Source organism: Variovorax dokdonensis, from assembly GCF_030316895.1.
In the GTDB taxonomy this organism is placed as follows: domain Bacteria; phylum Pseudomonadota; class Gammaproteobacteria; order Burkholderiales; family Burkholderiaceae_C; genus Variovorax; species Variovorax dokdonensis.
The window spans coordinates 182703-201130 of sequence record NZ_JASZYV010000006.1; the positions used below are offsets into that span (position 1 = coordinate 182703).

Genomic DNA, 18428 nt, shown 5'->3' on the forward strand with positions numbered 1-18428 from the left:
GCCGGACAAAAGTCGATTCGCCGCGCATTGCATCTACACTGCCTTGGTGTCCCTTTTGTCCCTTAACCCAAGGAGAACGCTCATGAAGAAATTTGGTGTTTCGGCCATTCTGGCTACGGCGCTTTTGGCCGGATGCGGCAGCATGTCCCCGGCGCCCGACACGCCCACCCGCACCGTTGACGGCGTGCTGATCGGGCCCAGTGGCATGACGCTGTACACCTTCGCTCGCGACACGGCGGGCAAGTCGACCTGCAATGCGCAATGCGCGACCAATTGGCCCCCGCTGATGGCACCGGCCGGCGCCAAGCCGATGGGCGGCTATTCGGTCATTGCGCGCGATGATGGCAAGGCGCAGTGGGCCTACAAGGGCGCCCCGCTGTACTACTGGTCCAAGGACATGAAGACCGGTGACCGTACAGGCGACGGCATGCTGCAAGGCGCCTGGAAAGTCGCACGCCCCTGATCGGCGGAGATTGACGAAGGCGCACGTGCGCACTTCGTCGATCGCCCAGGGGAAGCGGCGAGTGCGCTCAGCAGTTTCCCCTTCTTGGCCTGACCCGGCAGGCCCTGGAAACTGGATATCCCCGGGGCGCGTCGGCAAGTCCCGACACCGCCTGTGGATTCAAGCGCGCGCCAGGTGCGCAAGCCTCGAGCGCCAACCCAGCCACTCATTGAGCGCCAGCGCCGAAACGACCACCGCGCCGCCCAACAAAGTCGACGAAGCGGGCACCTCGTTCGCGCCCGCCCACGCCAAGGCGATTCCGAAAATTACCTCCAGCAGTCCGAGCAGCGCGACTTCAGGCGCTTTCAGAACGCGAGTGCACAAGACAGCAAGAACGCAGGGAATGGCCAACTGGACCAAGCCCAGGAAGGCAAGCAGCCCGATGTCATGGGCGCTGGCCCGGAATGGTGCTGCGAGCGGCAGCGTCGCAAGCGAAGACATCAGCGCCCCAATGAGCACCGCCGGCACCAGATCCACATCATGACCCTTGCCGTGCGCATGCTGCTGCACCGTCCAATTGCATGCGGCAGCGATCGGTACGCACAGCGCAACCAGCGTCCCCAGCATCTCGCCCTGCTCGAACTTGGCGGCATACATCCAGGTGATGCCCGCACCGGCGGCAATGATGGCACCCCAAGTCCGCGCAGGCAGCCGATGGCCGATGAAAAAGCGCGACACCAGGGCAGTGAAGAGCGGCGTTAGCGCGATGGTGACCAGGACGTTGGCCGTCGAGGTCAAGGTGAGCGCCACCATGAAGGCGGTGAACATCACGCTCCAGCACAAGCCGGAGACCCACAGTGCCCAACCGGAGGTGCGCATCTTCGCGAATACGCTTCGGCCTTGCCACGCCGGCAAGATCACCAACAGCGACACGGCCGTGAACAGGCTGCGCCAAAAGGTCACCTCGAAGCCACGCGCCTCGTCCAGATGGCGCGTGACGACACCGGCGGTCGCCCACATGAACGTGGCGGCCACCATCGTCCAGACCGCCCTGCCGTGCGTCATCAGGCCTCGCGGCTGGCGCGCTTGCGGTCGTGTTCCTTCAGGTGGCGCTTGCGAAGGCGCACGCTCTTGGGCGTGATCTCGACCAGCTCGTCGTCCTCGATGAACTCGACGCCGTATTCGAGCGTCAGGTCGATCGGTGGCGTGATCTTGATCGCGTCTTCCTTGCCCGAAACGCGGAAGTTGGTCAGCTGCTTGGTGCGCGTGGCGTTGACGACCAGGTCGTTCTCGCGGCTATGGATGCCGACGATCATGCCTTCGTACACCGGGTCACCGGCGCGCACGAACATGCGGCCGCGGTCGTCCAGCTTGCCGAGCGCGTAAGTGAAGATCTCGCCGTCATCCATCGAGATCAGCACGCCGTTCTTGCGTCCGCCGATCTCACCCTTGTGCGGCTCGTAACCGTCGAAGATGTTGGAGATCAGGCCCGAGCCGCGCGTCAGGTTCAGGAATTCGTTCGAGAAGCCGATGAGCCCGCGCGCCGGAATCTTGTATTCCAGGCGGACGCGGCCGCGACCGTCCGGTTCCATGTTGACCAGATCGCCCTTGCGCTCGCCCAGGGCCTGCATCACGCCGCCCTGGTGGCCTTCCTCGATGTCGGCAGTGACCATCTCGATCGGCTCCAGGCGCGTGTCGCCTTCGTCGCGGAACACCACGCGCGGCTTGGAAACGGCCAGCTCATAGCCTTCGCGGCGCATGTTTTCCAGCAGGATGGTCAGGTGCAGTTCGCCGCGGCCGGAAACTTCGAAGATGCCGTCTTCGTCGGTTTCCTTCACGCGCAGCGCAACGTTGCTCTGCAGCTCCTTCTGCAAGCGGTCCCAGATCTGGCGGCTGGTAACGAACTTGCCTTCACGGCCAGCCAGCGGGCTGGTGTTGACGCAGAAGTTCATGGTCAACGTCGGCTCGTCCACGCGCAACATCGGCAGAGGGCTCGGCGTGGCCGGGTCGGTGATGGTGGTGCCGATGTTGATCTCGCTGATGCCGTTGATCAGCACGATCTCGCCAGGGCCGGCTTCGGTGGTCTGAACGCGGTCCAACCCTTGGAAAGTCAGCACCTGGTTGATGCGGCCTTTGACGGTGGCGCCGTCCGGGCCATCCATGGCCAGCACGTCCATGCCGGGCTTGAGCGTACCGGCGCTGATGCGACCCACGCCGATCCGGCCGACGAAGGTGGAGAAGTCGAGGGCCGAAATCTGCAATTGCAGCGGCGCAGTCGGATCGCCCTTTTGTGCAGGAACGTGCTTGAGGATGGTATCGAACAGGGCCGACATGTCCGGACCCCACTGTTCGCCGGGGGCACCCTCCTCCAGCGCGGACCAGCCGTTGATGCCGGACGCGTAAACCACGGGGAAGTCGAGTTGCTCGTCGGTGGCACCCAGCTTGTCGAACAGGTCGAAGGCTGCGTTGACCACCTTGTCGGGGTTGGCGCCTGGCTTGTCGACCTTGTTGACCACGACGATGGGCTTGAGGCCCAGCGCCAGTGCCTTCTTGGTCACGAAGCGCGTCTGCGGCATCGGACCCTCTTGCGCGTCGATCAACAGGAGCACGCCGTCGACCATCGACAGGGCGCGTTCCACTTCGCCGCCGAAGTCCGCGTGGCCGGGCGTGTCGACGATGTTGATGTGCGTGCCATTCCACGTCACGGCGCAGTTCTTGGCCAGGATGGTGATGCCACGCTCTTTTTCGATGGCGTTGTTGTCCATCACCGTGTCGACCACTTTTTCGTGCTCGGCGAACGTGCCGGATTGACGCAGGAGTTGGTCGACCATGGTGGTCTTGCCATGGTCCACGTGGGCGATGATGGCGATATTGCGAATGGGCTTGCTCATGATGTCGTGCGTGCGGAAGTCGCGTTGAATTGCTGAAGAATCTGTTGGATCTCGACCGGACTCAGCAGCCGGACGGGAATGAGTTCACCGCCCTTGACATGGGCTGTGCCGAGAAAGGCCTTGGGCGTGTGGCCGAAGACCGCAACATGGGGCATGTCGGGCCAGGGACCACGCCGGCGCAGGCCGGAAAGAAAACGCCCGGCATCCTCGGCCTCGAGCGTGACAGTCTCGTGATTGGCGACGAGCGCCTCGACCGGCATGAGTTGCGCCAGGCGCTCCTGCTCGTCCATGGCCTCGAGCGTCTCGAGGCTGATGCAGGCCTCGGCGCTGAAATCGCCGGTTTCGATGCGGCGAAGACTGCGAAGGTGCGCGCCGCACCCCAACGCGTTGCCGATGTCCTCACCGAGGGTCCTGATGTAGGTGCCTTTGCTCACGCGTGCGTCAATGCGGATGGTCGGCATGGCGTCGAAATCGGGTTCGGCCTGCACGCTTAGCGCATGGACCACCACATCGCGCGGTGCGCGTTCAACCTCGATGCCTTCCCGGGCATATTCGTAGAGTGCCTTGCCATCCTTTTTCAGCGCGCTGTGCATGGGCGGCAGTTGGCTGATCGGGCCGCTGAACTGCGCCGTCACCCGCTGGAGATCGGTTGGCTTGACGTCCACGTGGCGACGCTCGACGACTTCGCCTTCGGCATCGGCCGTGCTCGTGCGCTCGCCCAAGCGTGCCGTGGCAACGTAGCGTTTGTCGGCATCGAGATGCAGTTGGCTGAACTTGGTTGCCGCGCCAAAACACAAGGGCAGCACACCTGTCGCGAGTGGGTCGAGCGTTCCGGTATGTCCAGCCTTGTCGGCGCGCAGCAGCCACTTGGCCTTCTGCAACGCCTGGTTGCTGGAAAGTCCGATCGGCTTGTCGAGCAACAGCACCCCATGCACAGGGCGCCGCTGCACCCGTGTGCGTGGCGCGTTCATGCCTATTCGTCCTTCGAACGGGAGGCGACGGCCTGCGCGATCAACGCGTTCATGTCCGCGGCGCGCTCGGGCGTGCGGTCGAACTGGAAATGGAGCGTGGGCACCGTATGGATGTGCAGACGCTTGAAGAGGTGGTTGCGCAGGAAACCAGCCGCCTGATTCAAGGCAGCAGTGGCCTCCTCCGGGTCGCCCACCAACAGGCTGAAGAAAACCTTCGCGTGCGCGTAGTCTGGCGTGACCTCCACCGCTTGGATGGTGACCATGCCCACGCGCGGATCCTTCAACTCGCGCGCGATGATCTCCGTCAGATCACGCTGGATCTGATCGGCCACCTTGAATGCGCGGTTGGGAGTTGCGGACTTCTTCTTCATGTGAAAAGGCGAGGCCATTGAAGGCCCCGCGTTCCATTAAAGCGTACGTGCGATTTCCTTGATCTCGAAGAACTCGAGCTGGTCGCCCTCACGGATGTCCGTGTAGTTCTTGAGCTTGATACCGCACTCGAAGCCTTCGCGCACTTCGCGCACATCGTCCTTGACGCGGCGCAGCGAATCCACTTCGCCCGTATAGACGACCACGTTGTCGCGCAGCAAGCGGAAATGCGAGTTGCGCGTGACGTGGCCCTGCGTGATGTACGAGCCGGCCACCGTGCCGATCTTGGAGGCGACGAACACCGTGCGGATCTCGGCCTGGCCGATGATCTCTTCGCGACGCTCGGGCGCCAGCATGCCGGACATCGCCACCTTCACTTCGTCGACGGCGTCGTAGATGATGCCGTAGTAGTTCAGCTGAACGCCGTTGCCCTCGGCCAAGCGACGGGCGCCGGCGTCTGCACGCACGTTGAAGCCGATCACCACGGCCTTCGATGCGATGGCCAGGTTGATATCGCTTTCGCTGATACCGCCCACGCCGGCGTAGACGATTTGGACCTTCACTTCGTCCGTCGACAACTTGAGCAGCGATTGCGACAGCGCTTCCTGCGAACCCTGCACGTCGGCCTTGATGATCAGGCGCAAGGTCTGCACCTCGCCGGCCTGCAGGTCGCTGAACATGTTCTGCAGGTTAGCCGCCTGGGCCTTCGCCAGCTTGGTGTTGCGGAACTTGCCGGCGCGATACGTGGCAATTTCACGAGCACGACGCTCGTCGGTCATCACCAGGAATTCGTCGCCAGCCTGAGGCACTTCCGTCAGACCCTGGATTTCCACCGGGATCGACGGGCCCGCCGTCTTGATGGCACGGCCGTCTTCGTCGAGCATGGCGCGAACGCGACCGTAGGTCTGGCCTGCAAGCACCACGTCGCCAGCCTTGAGCGTCCCGGACTGAACCAGCACGGTCGCAACAGGACCACGGCCCTTGTCGAGCTGAGCTTCCACGACCAGGCCCTTCGCAGGCGCATCCACCGGTGCCTTGAGTTCCAGCACTTCAGCTTGCAGCAGCACTTGCTCGAGCAGGTCGTCGATGCCCTGGCCGGTCTTGGCCGAAACCTCGACGAAGGGGGAATCGCCGCCGAACTCTTCTGGCACCACTTCTTCGGCCACCAATTCGCCCTTGACGCGTTCGGGGTTCGCATCGGGCTTGTCGATCTTGTTGATCGCCACCACGATCGGCACGTTGGCCGCCTTGGCGTGCTTGATGGCTTCTTTCGTCTGGGGCATGACGCCGTCGTCAGCCGCAACGACCAGAATCACGATGTCGGTCGCCTGCGCACCGCGAGCACGCATGGCCGTGAAAGCCTCGTGACCCGGGGTGTCAAGGAAGGACACCATGCCGCGCGGCGTTTCCACGTGATAGGCGCCGATGTGCTGCGTGATGCCGCCGGCTTCGCCCGCAGCCACCTTGGAGGTTCGGATGTAGTCGAGCAGCGAGGTCTTGCCGTGATCGACGTGACCCATGACCGTCACAACGGGAGCGCGAGGCAGCAACTCGGCATCTTGCGCTGCCGCATCTTCGGTGATGAAGGCTTCCGGATCGTCCAGCGCTGCCACGACGGCGTTGTGGCCCATTTCTTCCACGATGATCATCGCGGTGTCCTGGTCCAGCGACTGGTTGATGGTGGCCATCTGGCCAAGCTTCATCAACTGCTTGATCACCTCGCCGGCCTTGACCGACATCTTGTGTGCCAGTTCGGCCACGGTGATGGTCTCGGGCACATGGACTTCAAGCACGCGCTGTTCGACGGGCGCCGCCGGAGCCATTTGCTCGTTGCTTCCGCGGTCATTGCCACGCCGACCGCGAGGGCCACCGCGCCAATTGCCACGGCTGACACCGCCGCTGGCGTCGCCGCGGGTCTTGATTTCCTTTTTCTTGGCCGGATCGCCAGCCCAACTCGACGAGAGCTTGGCGGACTTCACATCCTTGGTGGCCGCGCCGGCCGGAGCCGCCGCGGGCGCGGGCGCGCCAGGACGTGCCACCTTGTCGGTCGGCTTGTGCAGCGTACCCTTCACGCCGGGCTTGGGCGCTTCCTTTTCGGGCGGCTTGGGCGGGGTAAGAACGCGCGCTGGTGCGGCGAGCATGGCGCGGATGGCCTCGGCCTCGGCCAAAGCCTTGCGACGACGCTCGTCCAGGTCGCGAGCACGAGCAGCCTCTTCGTCGGCACGCGCCTTGGCCTTGACTTCCTCGTCGGCCTTGCGTTGTGCCGCCTCCGCAGCCGCCTGATCGGCCAGGGCCTTGGCAGCCGCAGCCTTGTCCTCTGCGGCCTTGTCCTGGGCCGTGTCGCCCTGGGCGCTCTTGCCGGCGGGGGCCGCATCGACCTTCACCTTCGATTCGGCCTGCTCGCGCGCCTGAGCCTCGCGTGCAGCTTGCTCGGCCAGACGGGCCTGCTCGGCTTCCTCGCGGGCGCGGGCCTCGGCTTCTTCGCGCTGACGACGCTTCTCTGCCAGCTCTTCTTCCTGGCGACGCAGGAGCTCGGCCTGACGGCGAGCCTCTTCCTCGCGACGCGCCAGTTCGGCTTCCTCAGCCTGCCGGGCGGCAGCCGCCGCGTCTTCCGCGGGCGAAGCCTCCGGCACGGCGTGCGATTCGTCGCGCTGGATGAAGGTGCGCTTCTTGCGCACCTCGACCTGGATGGTGCGGGCACGGCCTGTGGCGTCGGCCTGCTTGATCTCGCTGGTCGATTTCTTGACCAGGGTGATCTTCTTACGCTCGGACTCGACGGTGCCGTGGCTCGCCTTCAAAAAGCCGAGCAGACGCTGCTTGTCCGACTCGGTGAGCGCATCGCTGGCGGCCGATTTGGCCACGCCTGCGCTCTTGAGCTGGTCAAGCAGGAGTTCGGGAGTCTTCTTCAGTTCGCTGGCGAACTGTGCAACTGTGGTGGTGCTGGACATAAAGTGTTTGGGCCTCCATCACGTCACTCTTGGCCTGCGAACCAGTGTTCGCGGGCTTTCAGGATCAGCGCCTTGGCGTCCTCGGATGGTTGGCCGGTAATTTCCATGAGTTCATCAACAGCCAGATCGGCCAGATCGTCGCGCGAGTTGACACCGGCATCGGCCAGCTTCGCGATCAGATCGGCGTCCAGGCCGGGAAGGTCGCGCAAGTCTTGCGAGACGCTCTCCACCCCTTCTTCTCGGGCGATTTCCATGGTGAGCAGCGCATCCTTGGCACGCGAGCGCAACTCATTGACGGTGTCTTCGTCGAAGGCTTCGATTTCCAGCATTTCGGAGATCGGCACATAGGCCACCTCCTCCAGGCTGGTAAAGCCTTCGGCGATGAGGATGTCGGCCACTTCCTGGTCGACATCGAGTTTTTCCATGAACAGGCGACGGCTGACGTCGACTTCCTGAGCCTGCTTCTGGGCAGACTCGTTGGCGTCCATGATGTTGATCTTCCAGCCCGTGAGCTCGGAAGCCAGGCGAACGTTCTGGCCGCCGCGGCCAATGGCAATCGCGAGGTTCTCCTCGTCGACCACCACGTCCATGGCGTGCTTTTCCTCGTCCACCACGATCGAACTGACGTTGGCGGGCGCCAGCGCACCGATCACGAACTGCGCCGGATCTTCGCTCCACAGAACGATGTCCACGCGCTCGCCGGCCAACTCGTTGGTCACGGCATTGACGCGGGTGCCGCGCACGCCGACGCAGGTACCGATGGGGTCGACACGCTTGTCGTGGCTGATCACAGCAATCTTGGCGCGCGAGCCGGGGTCGCGAGCACAGCTCTTGATCTCCAGCAGGCCCTGCTCGATCTCGGGCACTTCCTGGCGGAAAAGCTCGATCATGAACTCGGGCGCCGCACGCGACAGGATGATCGGCGCACCGCGCAGGGTGAGGTCGACCTCCATGATCATGGCGCGCACGCGGTCACCGTTGCGCAGGTTTTCCTTGGGGATCATCTCCGAGCGACGCAGACGCCCCTCGACCCGGCCGGCCTCGACGATGATGTCGCCCTTGTCCAGGCGCTTGACGGTGCCGGTGAAAATCTTCTCGCCGCGGCTCATGAAGTCGTTGAGCAGCATCTCGCGCTCGGCGTCGCGAATCTTCTGCAGGATGACTTGCTTGGCGGCCATGGCGCCGATACGGCCGATCGGCACGGAATCCACCGGCTCCTCGATGTATTCGTCGACCTGGATGTCGGGCATCTCGTCGCGAGCCTCGAACAGCAGGATTTCCTGGTCGGGCAATTGCAGACCAGCCTCGTCGGGAACCACATGCCAGCGGCGGAAGGTCTCGTATTCGCCGCTGTCGCGATCCACTGCGACGCGGATGTCCACGTCGCCTTGATAGAGCTTCTTGGTGGCTTGTGCCAACGCGGATTCCACCGCGCCGAAAACGACGTCGCGCTCGACGTTCTTTTCGCGCGAGATCGCATCCACCAACATCAACATTTCGCGATTCATTGCCGCAACTCCTGGTTCTATCTTCTATTCCGCCGTGGCCTGGCCGGACTCATCGACGTGAGCTTCCTGGTCGCGCGCCTTGCGACCCTTGAAATCCACGATGGGGGCAAGACGGGCCTCACGCAGCTCGTCGAGCGAAAAGCCAAGCGCCTGCAGCACGACAGGCGCATTTGCTCGCTTCTTACCCACTTTCTGTCCGGGCTTGGGCGCCGGCGCATCGCTCCAGACGATTTGCCAACCACCGCCATCGGCACGCTCGAGCGTGCCGCGAAACTTCTTGCGCGTCGCAGCCACCGGAGCGCCGCCGCCTTGGCCAGCCGCACCAATGGGCGCCTTGAGCGTGATGTCAATCATCTCGCCGACAAAACGCTCGAAATCCTTTTCGTGACGCAAAGGCCGATCGATGCCGGGCGAGGACACCTCAAGCCGCTTGTAGTCGACACCTTCAACTTCCAGCGCAAACTGCAATTGGCGCGTGACCTTCTCGCAATCCTCGACCGTCACCATGGGGTGAGACGCGGCCGAATCACCTTCTGCGCTCGAAGCATCCCACGGAAGGTCGATCGTGACACGCAGCAATCCGCCAGCCGAGCGCTCGATCTCGACCAGGTCGTAGCCGAGCCCGGCCACGGTTTGTTCCACGGTTTGCTGCAATGCCACGCGTTCTTTGAATCCTGTTGGGTCCTGCCGGCCGCCGCGCCGGCAAATGAAGTCGACCAATAAAAAACGGGCGGTGATTACCCGCCCGTTTGGTCGTGAGCTTCAGATTATAAAACATTCGCAGAAAAATTGCGCATTTCCAATGCGCGGCGACGCCAGACCCACACAAACATGAGGCCACCAAACGCCAATACGCTTGCGGCCACGAGCAACGGAACCGAAAAATTGCCAGTGCGTTGGGCCAGTGGCGCCGCGAACAACGGACCCAGGATCTGGCCCACGCCATAGGAAGCCGTCGAAAGCCCAATCAACCCGGATGCATTGTTGCCGCGCAGGCGGCGCGCATCCCGCATGGCAAACATGGTGATGGCGGTGAAAGGCAGTCCGAGCAGCAGGCTGCCGAGCGCAAAGCCCACAACGCTCGGCCAGACCACCGACAGCAGTACGCCCAGCGCTTGCATGCCATAGCCGGCAGCCAACAGCAGGCGATTGTCCCAGCGCGCCGGCACCCGCGCGCCAGCGATCGCACCAACAATCACCGCAAGGCCGAACATCGGCCAGAACAGATCGGGCCAAGCCGACCCAGGAAGTGCCTGTCGGGCGATCACCGGCAGGAAGGTGGCCGTGATGATGTAGCCGAACCCCGCGAGGCCATAGAGTGCAATCAGCCAGCGAGCATCGCTGGCGGCGCTGGCCAGCGCCTTGGGCGCGGGGGTCGCGCGCCCATCGGCCAGCGGGGCCAGTGGAGGATGCGGATCATCGAAGATGCGCCAGACGGCCGCGCTGCAGACAGCAGCCAGCCCACCGTAAACCAGCCAGGCGGCATTTGCGCCCCAGGTACCGGCAAGCCCGCCCACCAGGCCTGCCACGAGGATGCCGATTCCAGGGCCGGCGTAGATGAAGCCGGTCAGTTCAGGCTTGCCGGTTTCCGCCAGCCGCCGCAAACCCCAACCGGACGAGAAGACGAAAGCCCAGGCGCTCGCCACACCGGCAACCGTGCGCATGACGCCCCAGGCCAGAAAGTGCGCCGTCAGGCCCATTCCGACGAGCAAAGCAGCCGTGGCAACCAGGCCGATGCGGACCATTCGCGGCGGCGCCGCATGGATGGCTGCGGCGGAGAGTGCGCCGACGAAATACCCCAGATAGTTGAGCGACGCCAACAGGCCCGCCCCCTGCAGATTCAGCTTTCCCTCGTGCAGCATGAGCGGCAAGGCGGGCGTGAAGGCGAATCGGCCCAGGCCCATCGCCACCGCAAGGCAAACCATGCAGGCCAATGCCGCGCGCCAAGCGCCCCGACGCGCATCCAGATGAACATCAGACATCGAGCGCAGACTCCACCAGGCGCTGGGTGTAGGGGTCCTTCGGTGCATCGAGCACCTGATCGACCTCGCCCGCTTCGAGGATTCGTCCGTCCTTCATGACCAGCACGTGATGGGCCATGGCGCGAATCACCTCCACGTCGTGGGTGATCAACAGGTAGCTCAGCCCGCGCTCGCGCTGCAGACGTTGCAAAAGGGCGAGAACCTGCTTCTGGATGGTGACGTCGAGCGCGCTGGTCGGCTCGTCGAGCACCAGCAGTTCGGGCTGGACGATCAGTGCCCTCGCAATGGCGATGCGCTGCCGCTGCCCGCCCGAGAATTCATGCGGATAGCGCGCCAGCAAGCCAGGAAACTGGGCCGGCGCCATGCCCACTTCTTCCAGCGCCGTGGCCACCCTCTCCCGCCGCTGTTCGGGGGGCAAGGCGGGCTCGTGGACCGACAGACCCTCCCCAACGATCTCCTCGATCGTCATGCGCGGCGAGAGCGATGAAAACGGATCCTGGAACACCACCTGCACCTGCCGTCGCAATCCGCGGTCTGCAGCGCCGCCCCGCCAGTGGCCACCCGCAACTTCCAGGCGACCGGTAAAGGGCAGTAGACCGAGCGCCGCAAGCGCCAATGTCGACTTGCCCGAGCCCGATTCGCCCACGATGCCCAAGGTTTCGCCTGGCAAGATCCGCAGGTCCGCACCATGCACGGCGACGAATTCGTCCTTGCCGAACCATCCGCGCAAGCCAGGACGCGGGATGGGGTAGCCCACCCGCACGCCCTCGGCCTGGAGCACGGCAGGGCCGGACGGCGCCCGGATGGCATCGACATCCCGAACAGGCCGGCTGTCGATCAGCCGTTGGGTGTACGGGTGCTGCGGCGCACCGAAAACGCCACTCACAGTCCCCTGCTCCACGAGGTGCCCGTTTTCCATGACCGCGACGCGGTCCGCAAAGCGTCGGACGAGGTTCAGGTCATGCGTGATCAGGAGCACCGACATGCGGTGGCGCTCCGCCAGGGCATCCAGCAGATCGAGGATCTGCGCGCGCAGCGTCACATCCAGCGCAGTGGTGGGTTCATCGGCCAGCAGCAGCCTGGGTTTGCAGGCCAGGGCCATGGCGATCATGGCGCGCTGCCGCTGCCCGCCCGACAACTGGTGCGGGAAAGCATTGGCGCGCCGCTGCGGCTCGGGAATGCCGGTTTCGTGCAACAACTGCACGGCCGCGTCGCGGGCTGCGGCGGCGGACAACCCTTCATGCAACTCCAGGACCTCGGCAATCTGGTCGCCGACGCTGAAAAGGGGGTTGAGCGCCGTCATCGGCTCCTGGAAGATCATGGCGATCTCCTTGCCGCGAACGCCTCGCAACTCGCGTTCGGACAGGGCAAGTAGGTCCCGGGAAGCCGCGACCCTCCCCCTCTCGAGCGAGGACGCCTGAGCAAACAAGGCGCTGCCGGCAACCCGTGCGTCCGGCACCAGACGCAGCAGGGACAGCGCGGTCACGGTCTTGCCCGACCCGGACTCCCCGACCAGCGCCAGCTTTTCGCCAGCCGCCAGGTCGAAATCGACCCCATGCACAACCTCTTTGCCGCCAAATGCGACGCGCAGGTCGCGGACCTGGAGCATGGGTGGCGTCTCGGAAGGGCCTTGCGCGGACGGCGCGGCGTCGCGGTATGCGTCGGATGCAGTCACCGTTCGGCCTTTCTCGGATCGAGCGCATCGCGCAAGGCGTCGCCCATGAAGGTCAGGAGCATCAGCGTGATCACCAGAACGCCGAAGGTCGACAGTGAAATCCACCAGGCATCGAGGTTGGCCTTGCCCTGGTTGAGCAATTCACCGAGCGATGGCGTGCCGGGTGGGACGCCGAGGCCGAGAAAGTCCAGCGACGTGAGCGCCAGGATGGCCGCACTCATGCGAAACGGCAGGAAGGTGACGACCGGCGTCATGCTGTTGGGCAGGATGTGGCGCCACATGATCCGCACATTGCCCACACCCAATGCCCGGGCGGCGCGCACATAGTCCATCTGCCGATTGCGCAGGAACTCGGCACGCACGTAGTCCGACAGCCCCATCCAGCCGAAGAGGCTCAACAGGATCAGCAGCAGCGCCACGCTGGGCGCGAACACCGCACTGAAGATGATCAGCAAGTAGAGCTCAGGCATCGAGCCCCAGATCTCGAGCAGGCGCTGGGCCACCAGGTCGACCTTGCCGCCAAAGTAACCCTGCAAAGCCCCCGCAACGATGCCGAGCACCACGCCGATGGTGGTCAGCGCCAGCGCGAAGAGAACGCTGACACGGAAGCCGTAGATGAGTTGCGCCAGCAGGTCGCGCCCGCGGTCGTCCGTCCCGAGCAGGTTCTCTGACGAAGGCGCGGCCGGGTTGGGCTGCGAGGCAAAGTAGTTGATCGTGCGCGGGCCGTAAGGGTTGGGCGCATAGACCGCCCAGTTCTTTCCAGAAGTGATCCGCCCCCGGATGAACGGATCGAGGTAGTCCGCGGGAGTCTCGAAATCGCCGCCGAAGGTTTTCTCGGAATAGTCCCGCAGCACCGGGAAATAGGTTTGCCCTTCGTAGCGAACGACGATCGGCCGATCGCTTGACAGCACTTCGGCAAAGAGCGAAAGAATGACCAGGGTGCAGAAAATCACCAGGCTGACGAAGCCCAGGCGATTGCGCCGGAAGCGCTGCCATGCACGCCGACCCGGTGACAAAGGCATCGGCGCGCTCAAAACTTCACCCTCGGATCGACCAGCACGTAGCTCAAGTCGGAAATCAGCTTGGTAAACAGTCCGATCAAGGTGAACAGGAACAAGGTACCCAGTACCACGGGATAGTCCCGCCGGATGACGCTCTCGTAGCTGAGAAGGCCCAGGCCATCGAGCGAGAACAGCGTCTCGATCAGCAACGAGCCCGCGAAGAATGCGCCGATGAAGGCCGATGGGAAGCCCGTGATGATGGGGATGAGTGCATTGCGCATCACATGCTTCCAGAGCACTTTGCGTTCGTCGAGCCCCTTGGCTCGCGCGGTCAGGACGTATTGCTTGCGGATCTCCTCGAGAAAGGAGTTCTTGGTCAGCATGGTGGTCACGGCGAAGCTGCCCAGCACCATCGCAATGAGCGGCAGCGTGATGTGCCAGAGGTAGTCGACGATCCGCGCTCCCCAACTCATCTGCTCCCAGTTGGGCGAGGTCAGCCCGCGCAACGGGAACCATTGCAGTTGGCCGCCGAAGACCACCAGCAGGGCCACCCCCAGCACGAAACCCGGGATTGCATAGCCCACCAGCACCAGCAGCGTGGTCACGACATCGAAGCGCGATCCAGCCCGCACGGCCTTGGCGATGCCCAGCGGCACCGCCACCAGGTAGCTGATGAAGAAGGTCCACAGGCCCAGGCTGATGGAGACGGGCAGCTTCTCCTTGATCAGGTCCCACACGTCCTTGTGCTGATAAAAGCTGCGCCCCAGATCCAGACGGGCAAAGGACTTCATCATTTCCCAGAAGCGCTGCGGCGCTGGCTTGTCGAAGCCGTAGAGCGCGCGGATCTCCTCGATGCGCTTGGGATCGAGGCCCTGCCGGCCGCGGTAGCCGGCGCCACTGGCCGCCGCGCCCTCCCCTCCGGCATCGCGGCCTTGCAGTTGGGCCACCATCTGCTCGACCGGCCCGCCGGGCACGAACTGGATCACCGCGAAGGTCACGAGCATCACGCCGAAAAGCGTGGGCAGCATGAGCAGCAACCGCTTGAAAATGTAGCTGGACATGATGGGACTCTTCTATTTGTTCGAGGGCGACGCCCACCAGGTGGAGACGGCCCAGTTGCCCGCGTCGTAGTAAGGCGGGATCGTGGCAGGCAGGACGAAGGGCGCAGGCCGATAGCCGATGAAGAACGCGTCGCCGTAGTACTGCGGAATGCCGTAGTGGCCATGCGAGAGCAGCCGGTCCAGCACCCGCATGGCCGTGACCAACTCGGGCCGGCTCTTGGCCGACAGCACCTTGGCGACGATGGCGTCGACCGCCGGATCGGCAATGCCCCAGATGTTCGACGAACCGGGCGTCTTGGCCGCCTGCGAACCCAAGCGGTCGATCAACTCGCTGCCCGGAGCGGTGGTGCCGGGAATGCGGATGGTCGTCATCTCGAAATCGAAGTTGTCCATGCGCTGCTGCGCCAGCGAAAAGTCCACGCTGCGAAAGCTCATGTCGATGCCCAGCTTGCGCAGCGAAGTCTGCAGGGGCGCCATCACGCGGATGGTCGAGGGCTGGTCGTTCAGCACCTCGATCGTGAACGCCTCGCCCTTGTCATTGCGCAAGGCGCCGTCGCGATATGTCCAGCCCGCCTGTGCCAGCAACTCTCGTGCGGCGCGCAGGTTCTGCCGCAGGCTGCCCGGCGGCGCGGTAGTCGGCGATCTGACAGCCGGCCCGAACACGTCTGGCGAAAGCTTCGCGCGAAGCGGCTCCATCAGCGCCAGCTCATCGGGCCCAGGCAGCCCCTCGGCATGGAACTCGCTGTTCGGGAACCAGCCCTCCACCCGCTTGTACAGGCCGTAGAACATCTGGCGGTTGAGCCACTCGAAGTCGAATGCGAGGCCGATGGCCTGCCGCACCCGCACGTCCTTGAACTTGTCGTTTCGCAGATTGAAGACGAAGCCCTGGTAGTCACCCGGATTGCCGTTCGGAAAGGCGCGCTTGACCACTTCGCCGGAGTCGAACACGCGGCCCTTGTATTGGCGGGCCCAGTTGCGCGAGATGAATTCGCGCATGAAGTCGTACTCGCCGGCCTTGAGGCCTTCGAAGCGACTGGTCTCGTCAAGGTAGATCTTGAAGCTGACGCGGTCGAAGTTGAACTGTCCGCGGCGGACGGGCAACTCCGCGCCCCAGTAGGACGGATCGCGCACGTAGCTCACGTCGCGCCCAAGACGGTTGTTGGCAAGCTTGTAGGGTCCGGAGACGATGGGCACTTCGGTCGTCACCTGATCGAAGGGCTTGCCCGCGCCCCAATTGCGGCTGAAGACGGGCATGCCCCCCACCACCAGCGGCAGTTCCCGGTTCGGCTGCGCGAAGGTGAAGCGCACGGTCCGCTCGCCCGTGGCCACCACATCCTTCACCTCGGCGTAGATGCTGCGAAACTGGGGCGCCGCCTCTTTGCTCATCAGGGTGCGAAAGGAATGCACCACGTCGGCGGCAAGCACCGGGCTGCCGTCCTGAAAGCGGGCCTTCGGATTGAGCCGGAAAGTGGCCGAGAGGCCATCGGGCGGCACCTGCACATCATCGGCCAACAGGCCATAAGCGGTCGTCGCCTCTTCGCTGTTGCCGACCAGCAGGCTCTCGAACATCAACTGCCCCATGCCGTAGGGCGCCGTGCCCTTGAGCGTGAAGGGGTTGAACTTGTCGAAGTTGGTGGGCCGGGTGGGCGGCACCATCCTGATCTCGCCGCCCTTGGGCGCGTCGGGGTTCACATAGTCGAAATGCGTGAAGCCCGGCGGGTACTTGATGTCGCCGAACTGCGCATACGCGTGTGCCGCCCAAAGCGGGGGCGCCCAGAGGGCGAAAGCCAGTAGCCAACATGCTCGCATGCGAGAATTCTGCCCAAGAAAATTCACGACCCACATTCGAAGGACACTGCCATGGGATTCCTTGCCGGAAAAAAACTGCTGATCACCGGCGTGCTGAGCAACCGCTCCATTGCCTACGGCATCGCCAAGGCCTGCCACGAGCAAGGCGCCGAGCTGGCATTCAGCTACGTGGGTGAGCGCTTCAAGGAGCGCATCACCGAATTCGCCGCAGACTTCGATTCCAAGCTGGTGTTCGATTGCGACGTGAGCGACGACGCGCAGATCGACAAGCTCTTCGCCGACCTTGCGCAGACCTGGCCCAAGTTCGACGGCTTCGTGCACAGCATCGGCTTTGCACCACGTGAAGCCATCGCCGGCGACTTCCTCGAAGGCCTCTCGCGCGAAGGTTTTCGTATGGCGCACGACATCAGCGCCTACAGTTTTCCAGCGATGGCCAAGGCGGCCCTGCCCTATCTGAACGACAAGTCTGCGTTGCTGACGCTGACCTACTTGGGAGCCGAACGCGCGCTGCCCAACTACAACACGATGGGCCTGGCCAAGGCATCGCTCGAGGCCTCCGTGCGCTACACCGCCGAGTCGCTCGGACCGAAAGGCATTCGCGTCAACGGCATCAGCGCGGGCCCCATCAAGACCCTGGCCGCCAGCGGCATCAAGGGCTTCGGCAAGATGCTCGCCGCGGTGGCTGGCGTGGCGCCGATCCGCCGCAACGTGACCATCGAAGAAGTCGGCAACGTGGCCGCCTTCCTTCTGTCGGACTTGTCCAGCGGTGTCTCGGCCGAGATCACCTACGTCGACGGCGGCTTCAGCCAAGTGGTCGGCGGCATGGCCGAATAAGTACGAACCCAACTTTCCGCTCTGCGCTTGAAACGTCGATTGCTGCTTGCAGCCGCGCTGCTCGGCTGCCTGCCCGCTCCCTTTGCTTTTGCTGCCGACGCGCCCCCGCTGGCGCTTGCCGAGGTCTATCGCCCCGGCATGCCGCTGGACGACTTCTGGGTCAGCGAAAAATACGATGGTGTTCGAGGCTACTGGGATGGCCAGAAGTTGCGCCTTCGCGGCGGCGAGGTCATCACGCCGCCTGCCTGGTTCGTCGCGGGTTGGCCCACGGTTCCCATGGATGGCGAACTTTGGGCAGGCCGGGGCAAGTTTTCGTTCGCCGTCGCCACTGTGCGGAGCGCTTCCGCCCGCGACGCCGATTGGCGCGAGCTGCGCTTCATGGTGTTCGACCTGCCCGCCGAGCCCGGCGACTTCAACCACCGACTCGAAAAGCTGCGCCGTCTGCTGCCGATCCCGGCGACGCCTTGGCTTGTTCCGGTTCCGCAACAGCGTGCGGGCACTGCCGCAGAGCTTCAGGCCTTGCTCGATCGCACCGTCAAAGGCGGTGGCGAGGGCTTGATGCTTCACCGCGGTAGTTCGCTGTATCGCGTTGGGCGCAGTGATGACCTGTTGAAGTTCAAACCCTACGACGATGCCGACGCCCGGGTGATCGCACACCTGCCCGGAAAGGGACGCCACGCCCATCGCATGGGCGCATTGCTGGTCGAAACGCGCGACGGAAAGCGATTCAAGCTGGGCAGCGGATTCACCGACGCGCAGCGCGAAGCGCCTCCCCCGCCGGGCAGTTGGGTGAGCTACCGATTCAATGGCCTCACCAGCGGCGGGTTGCCGCGCTTTGCGCGATTTCTTCGCGAGCGGCCCGATCTGGGCTGAACATGTTGCCGTTGCTCGTCGTAGACAAGCGCCACCCGCCCATGTTGAGTCGCGACCTTGACTT

General features: G+C 64.1%; 15 protein-coding genes. 3 read left to right on the forward strand and 12 right to left on the reverse strand.

The window, feature by feature from the left end:
* Positions 1-82 precede the first annotated feature (82 nt).
* A complete protein-coding gene (locus tag QTH91_RS22415; RefSeq protein ID WP_286662379.1) occupies positions 83-463 on the forward strand; it encodes a COG4315 family predicted lipoprotein in 381 nt (126 codons plus the stop codon).
* A gap of 159 nt (positions 464-622) precedes the next feature.
* Here the strand turns inward: QTH91_RS22415 and QTH91_RS22420 are convergent, their stop codons facing one another.
* The 12 genes from QTH91_RS22420 to QTH91_RS22475 form a co-directional block, all read right to left on the reverse strand.
* The gene (locus tag QTH91_RS22420) at positions 623-1507 is read right to left on the reverse strand and encodes a DMT family transporter (protein ID WP_286662380.1); all 885 of its coding nucleotides are present in this window, start codon (positions 1505-1507) and stop codon (positions 623-625) included.
* Complete coding sequence (gene typA / locus QTH91_RS22425; protein WP_286662381.1) at positions 1507-3333, reverse strand: translational GTPase TypA; 1827 nt, start codon at positions 3331-3333, stop codon at positions 1507-1509. The genes QTH91_RS22420 and typA overlap by 1 nt, the downstream gene beginning before the upstream one ends.
* Positions 3330-4304 (reverse strand): tRNA pseudouridine(55) synthase TruB, encoded by a 975-nt coding sequence (truB, locus tag QTH91_RS22430; RefSeq protein WP_286662382.1) that lies wholly within the window; start codon positions 4302-4304, stop codon positions 3330-3332. The genes typA and truB overlap by 4 nt, the downstream gene beginning before the upstream one ends.
* Positions 4305-4306: 2 nt before the next feature.
* Positions 4307-4675: a 30S ribosome-binding factor RbfA gene (gene rbfA / locus QTH91_RS22435; protein ID WP_286662383.1), complete on the reverse strand. Its 369-nt coding sequence runs from the start codon at positions 4673-4675 to the stop codon at positions 4307-4309.
* 36 nt (positions 4676-4711) lie between these two features.
* Positions 4712-7621, reverse strand: a complete 2910-nt coding sequence (infB, locus tag QTH91_RS22440) for a translation initiation factor IF-2 (RefSeq protein WP_286662384.1) — start codon at positions 7619-7621, stop codon at positions 4712-4714.
* Positions 7622-7644: 23 nt separating this feature from the next.
* Complete coding sequence (gene nusA / locus QTH91_RS22445; protein ID WP_286662385.1) at positions 7645-9129, reverse strand: transcription termination factor NusA; 1485 nt, start codon at positions 9127-9129, stop codon at positions 7645-7647.
* A gap of 24 nt (positions 9130-9153) precedes the next feature.
* The gene (gene rimP / locus QTH91_RS22450) at positions 9154-9789 is read right to left on the reverse strand and encodes a ribosome maturation factor RimP (protein ID WP_286662386.1); all 636 of its coding nucleotides are present in this window, start codon (positions 9787-9789) and stop codon (positions 9154-9156) included.
* 107 nt (positions 9790-9896) lie between these two features.
* The gene (locus QTH91_RS22455) at positions 9897-11111 is read right to left on the reverse strand and encodes a YbfB/YjiJ family MFS transporter (protein WP_286662387.1); all 1215 of its coding nucleotides are present in this window, start codon (positions 11109-11111) and stop codon (positions 9897-9899) included.
* Positions 11104-12720, reverse strand: coding sequence for an ABC transporter ATP-binding protein (locus QTH91_RS22460; RefSeq protein WP_286662409.1), 1617 nt, complete (start codon positions 12718-12720; stop codon positions 11104-11106). Before QTH91_RS22460 ends, QTH91_RS22455 begins: the two co-directional genes overlap by 8 nt.
* A gap of 62 nt (positions 12721-12782) precedes the next feature.
* Positions 12783-13808 carry an ABC transporter permease gene (locus QTH91_RS22465; RefSeq protein ID WP_286662388.1) on the reverse strand — a complete coding sequence of 342 codons (1026 nt, stop codon included), beginning with the start codon at positions 13806-13808 and terminating at the stop codon, positions 12783-12785.
* A gap of 8 nt (positions 13809-13816) precedes the next feature.
* The gene (locus QTH91_RS22470) at positions 13817-14848 is read right to left on the reverse strand and encodes a microcin C ABC transporter permease YejB (protein ID WP_286662389.1); all 1032 of its coding nucleotides are present in this window, start codon (positions 14846-14848) and stop codon (positions 13817-13819) included.
* Between the two features lie 12 nt (positions 14849-14860).
* Positions 14861-16657: an extracellular solute-binding protein gene (locus tag QTH91_RS22475; protein ID WP_286662390.1), complete on the reverse strand. Its 1797-nt coding sequence runs from the start codon at positions 16655-16657 to the stop codon at positions 14861-14863.
* Positions 16658-16708: 51 nt separating this feature from the next.
* Here QTH91_RS22475 and fabI point away from each other — a divergent pair, with 51 nt between their 5' ends.
* A complete protein-coding gene (gene fabI / locus QTH91_RS22480; protein WP_286662391.1) occupies positions 16709-17491 on the forward strand; it encodes an enoyl-ACP reductase FabI in 783 nt (260 codons plus the stop codon).
* Positions 17492-17518: 27 nt separating this feature from the next.
* A complete protein-coding gene (locus tag QTH91_RS22485; protein WP_286662392.1) occupies positions 17519-18364 on the forward strand; it encodes a DNA ligase in 846 nt (281 codons plus the stop codon).
* Positions 18365-18428 lie beyond the last annotated feature (64 nt).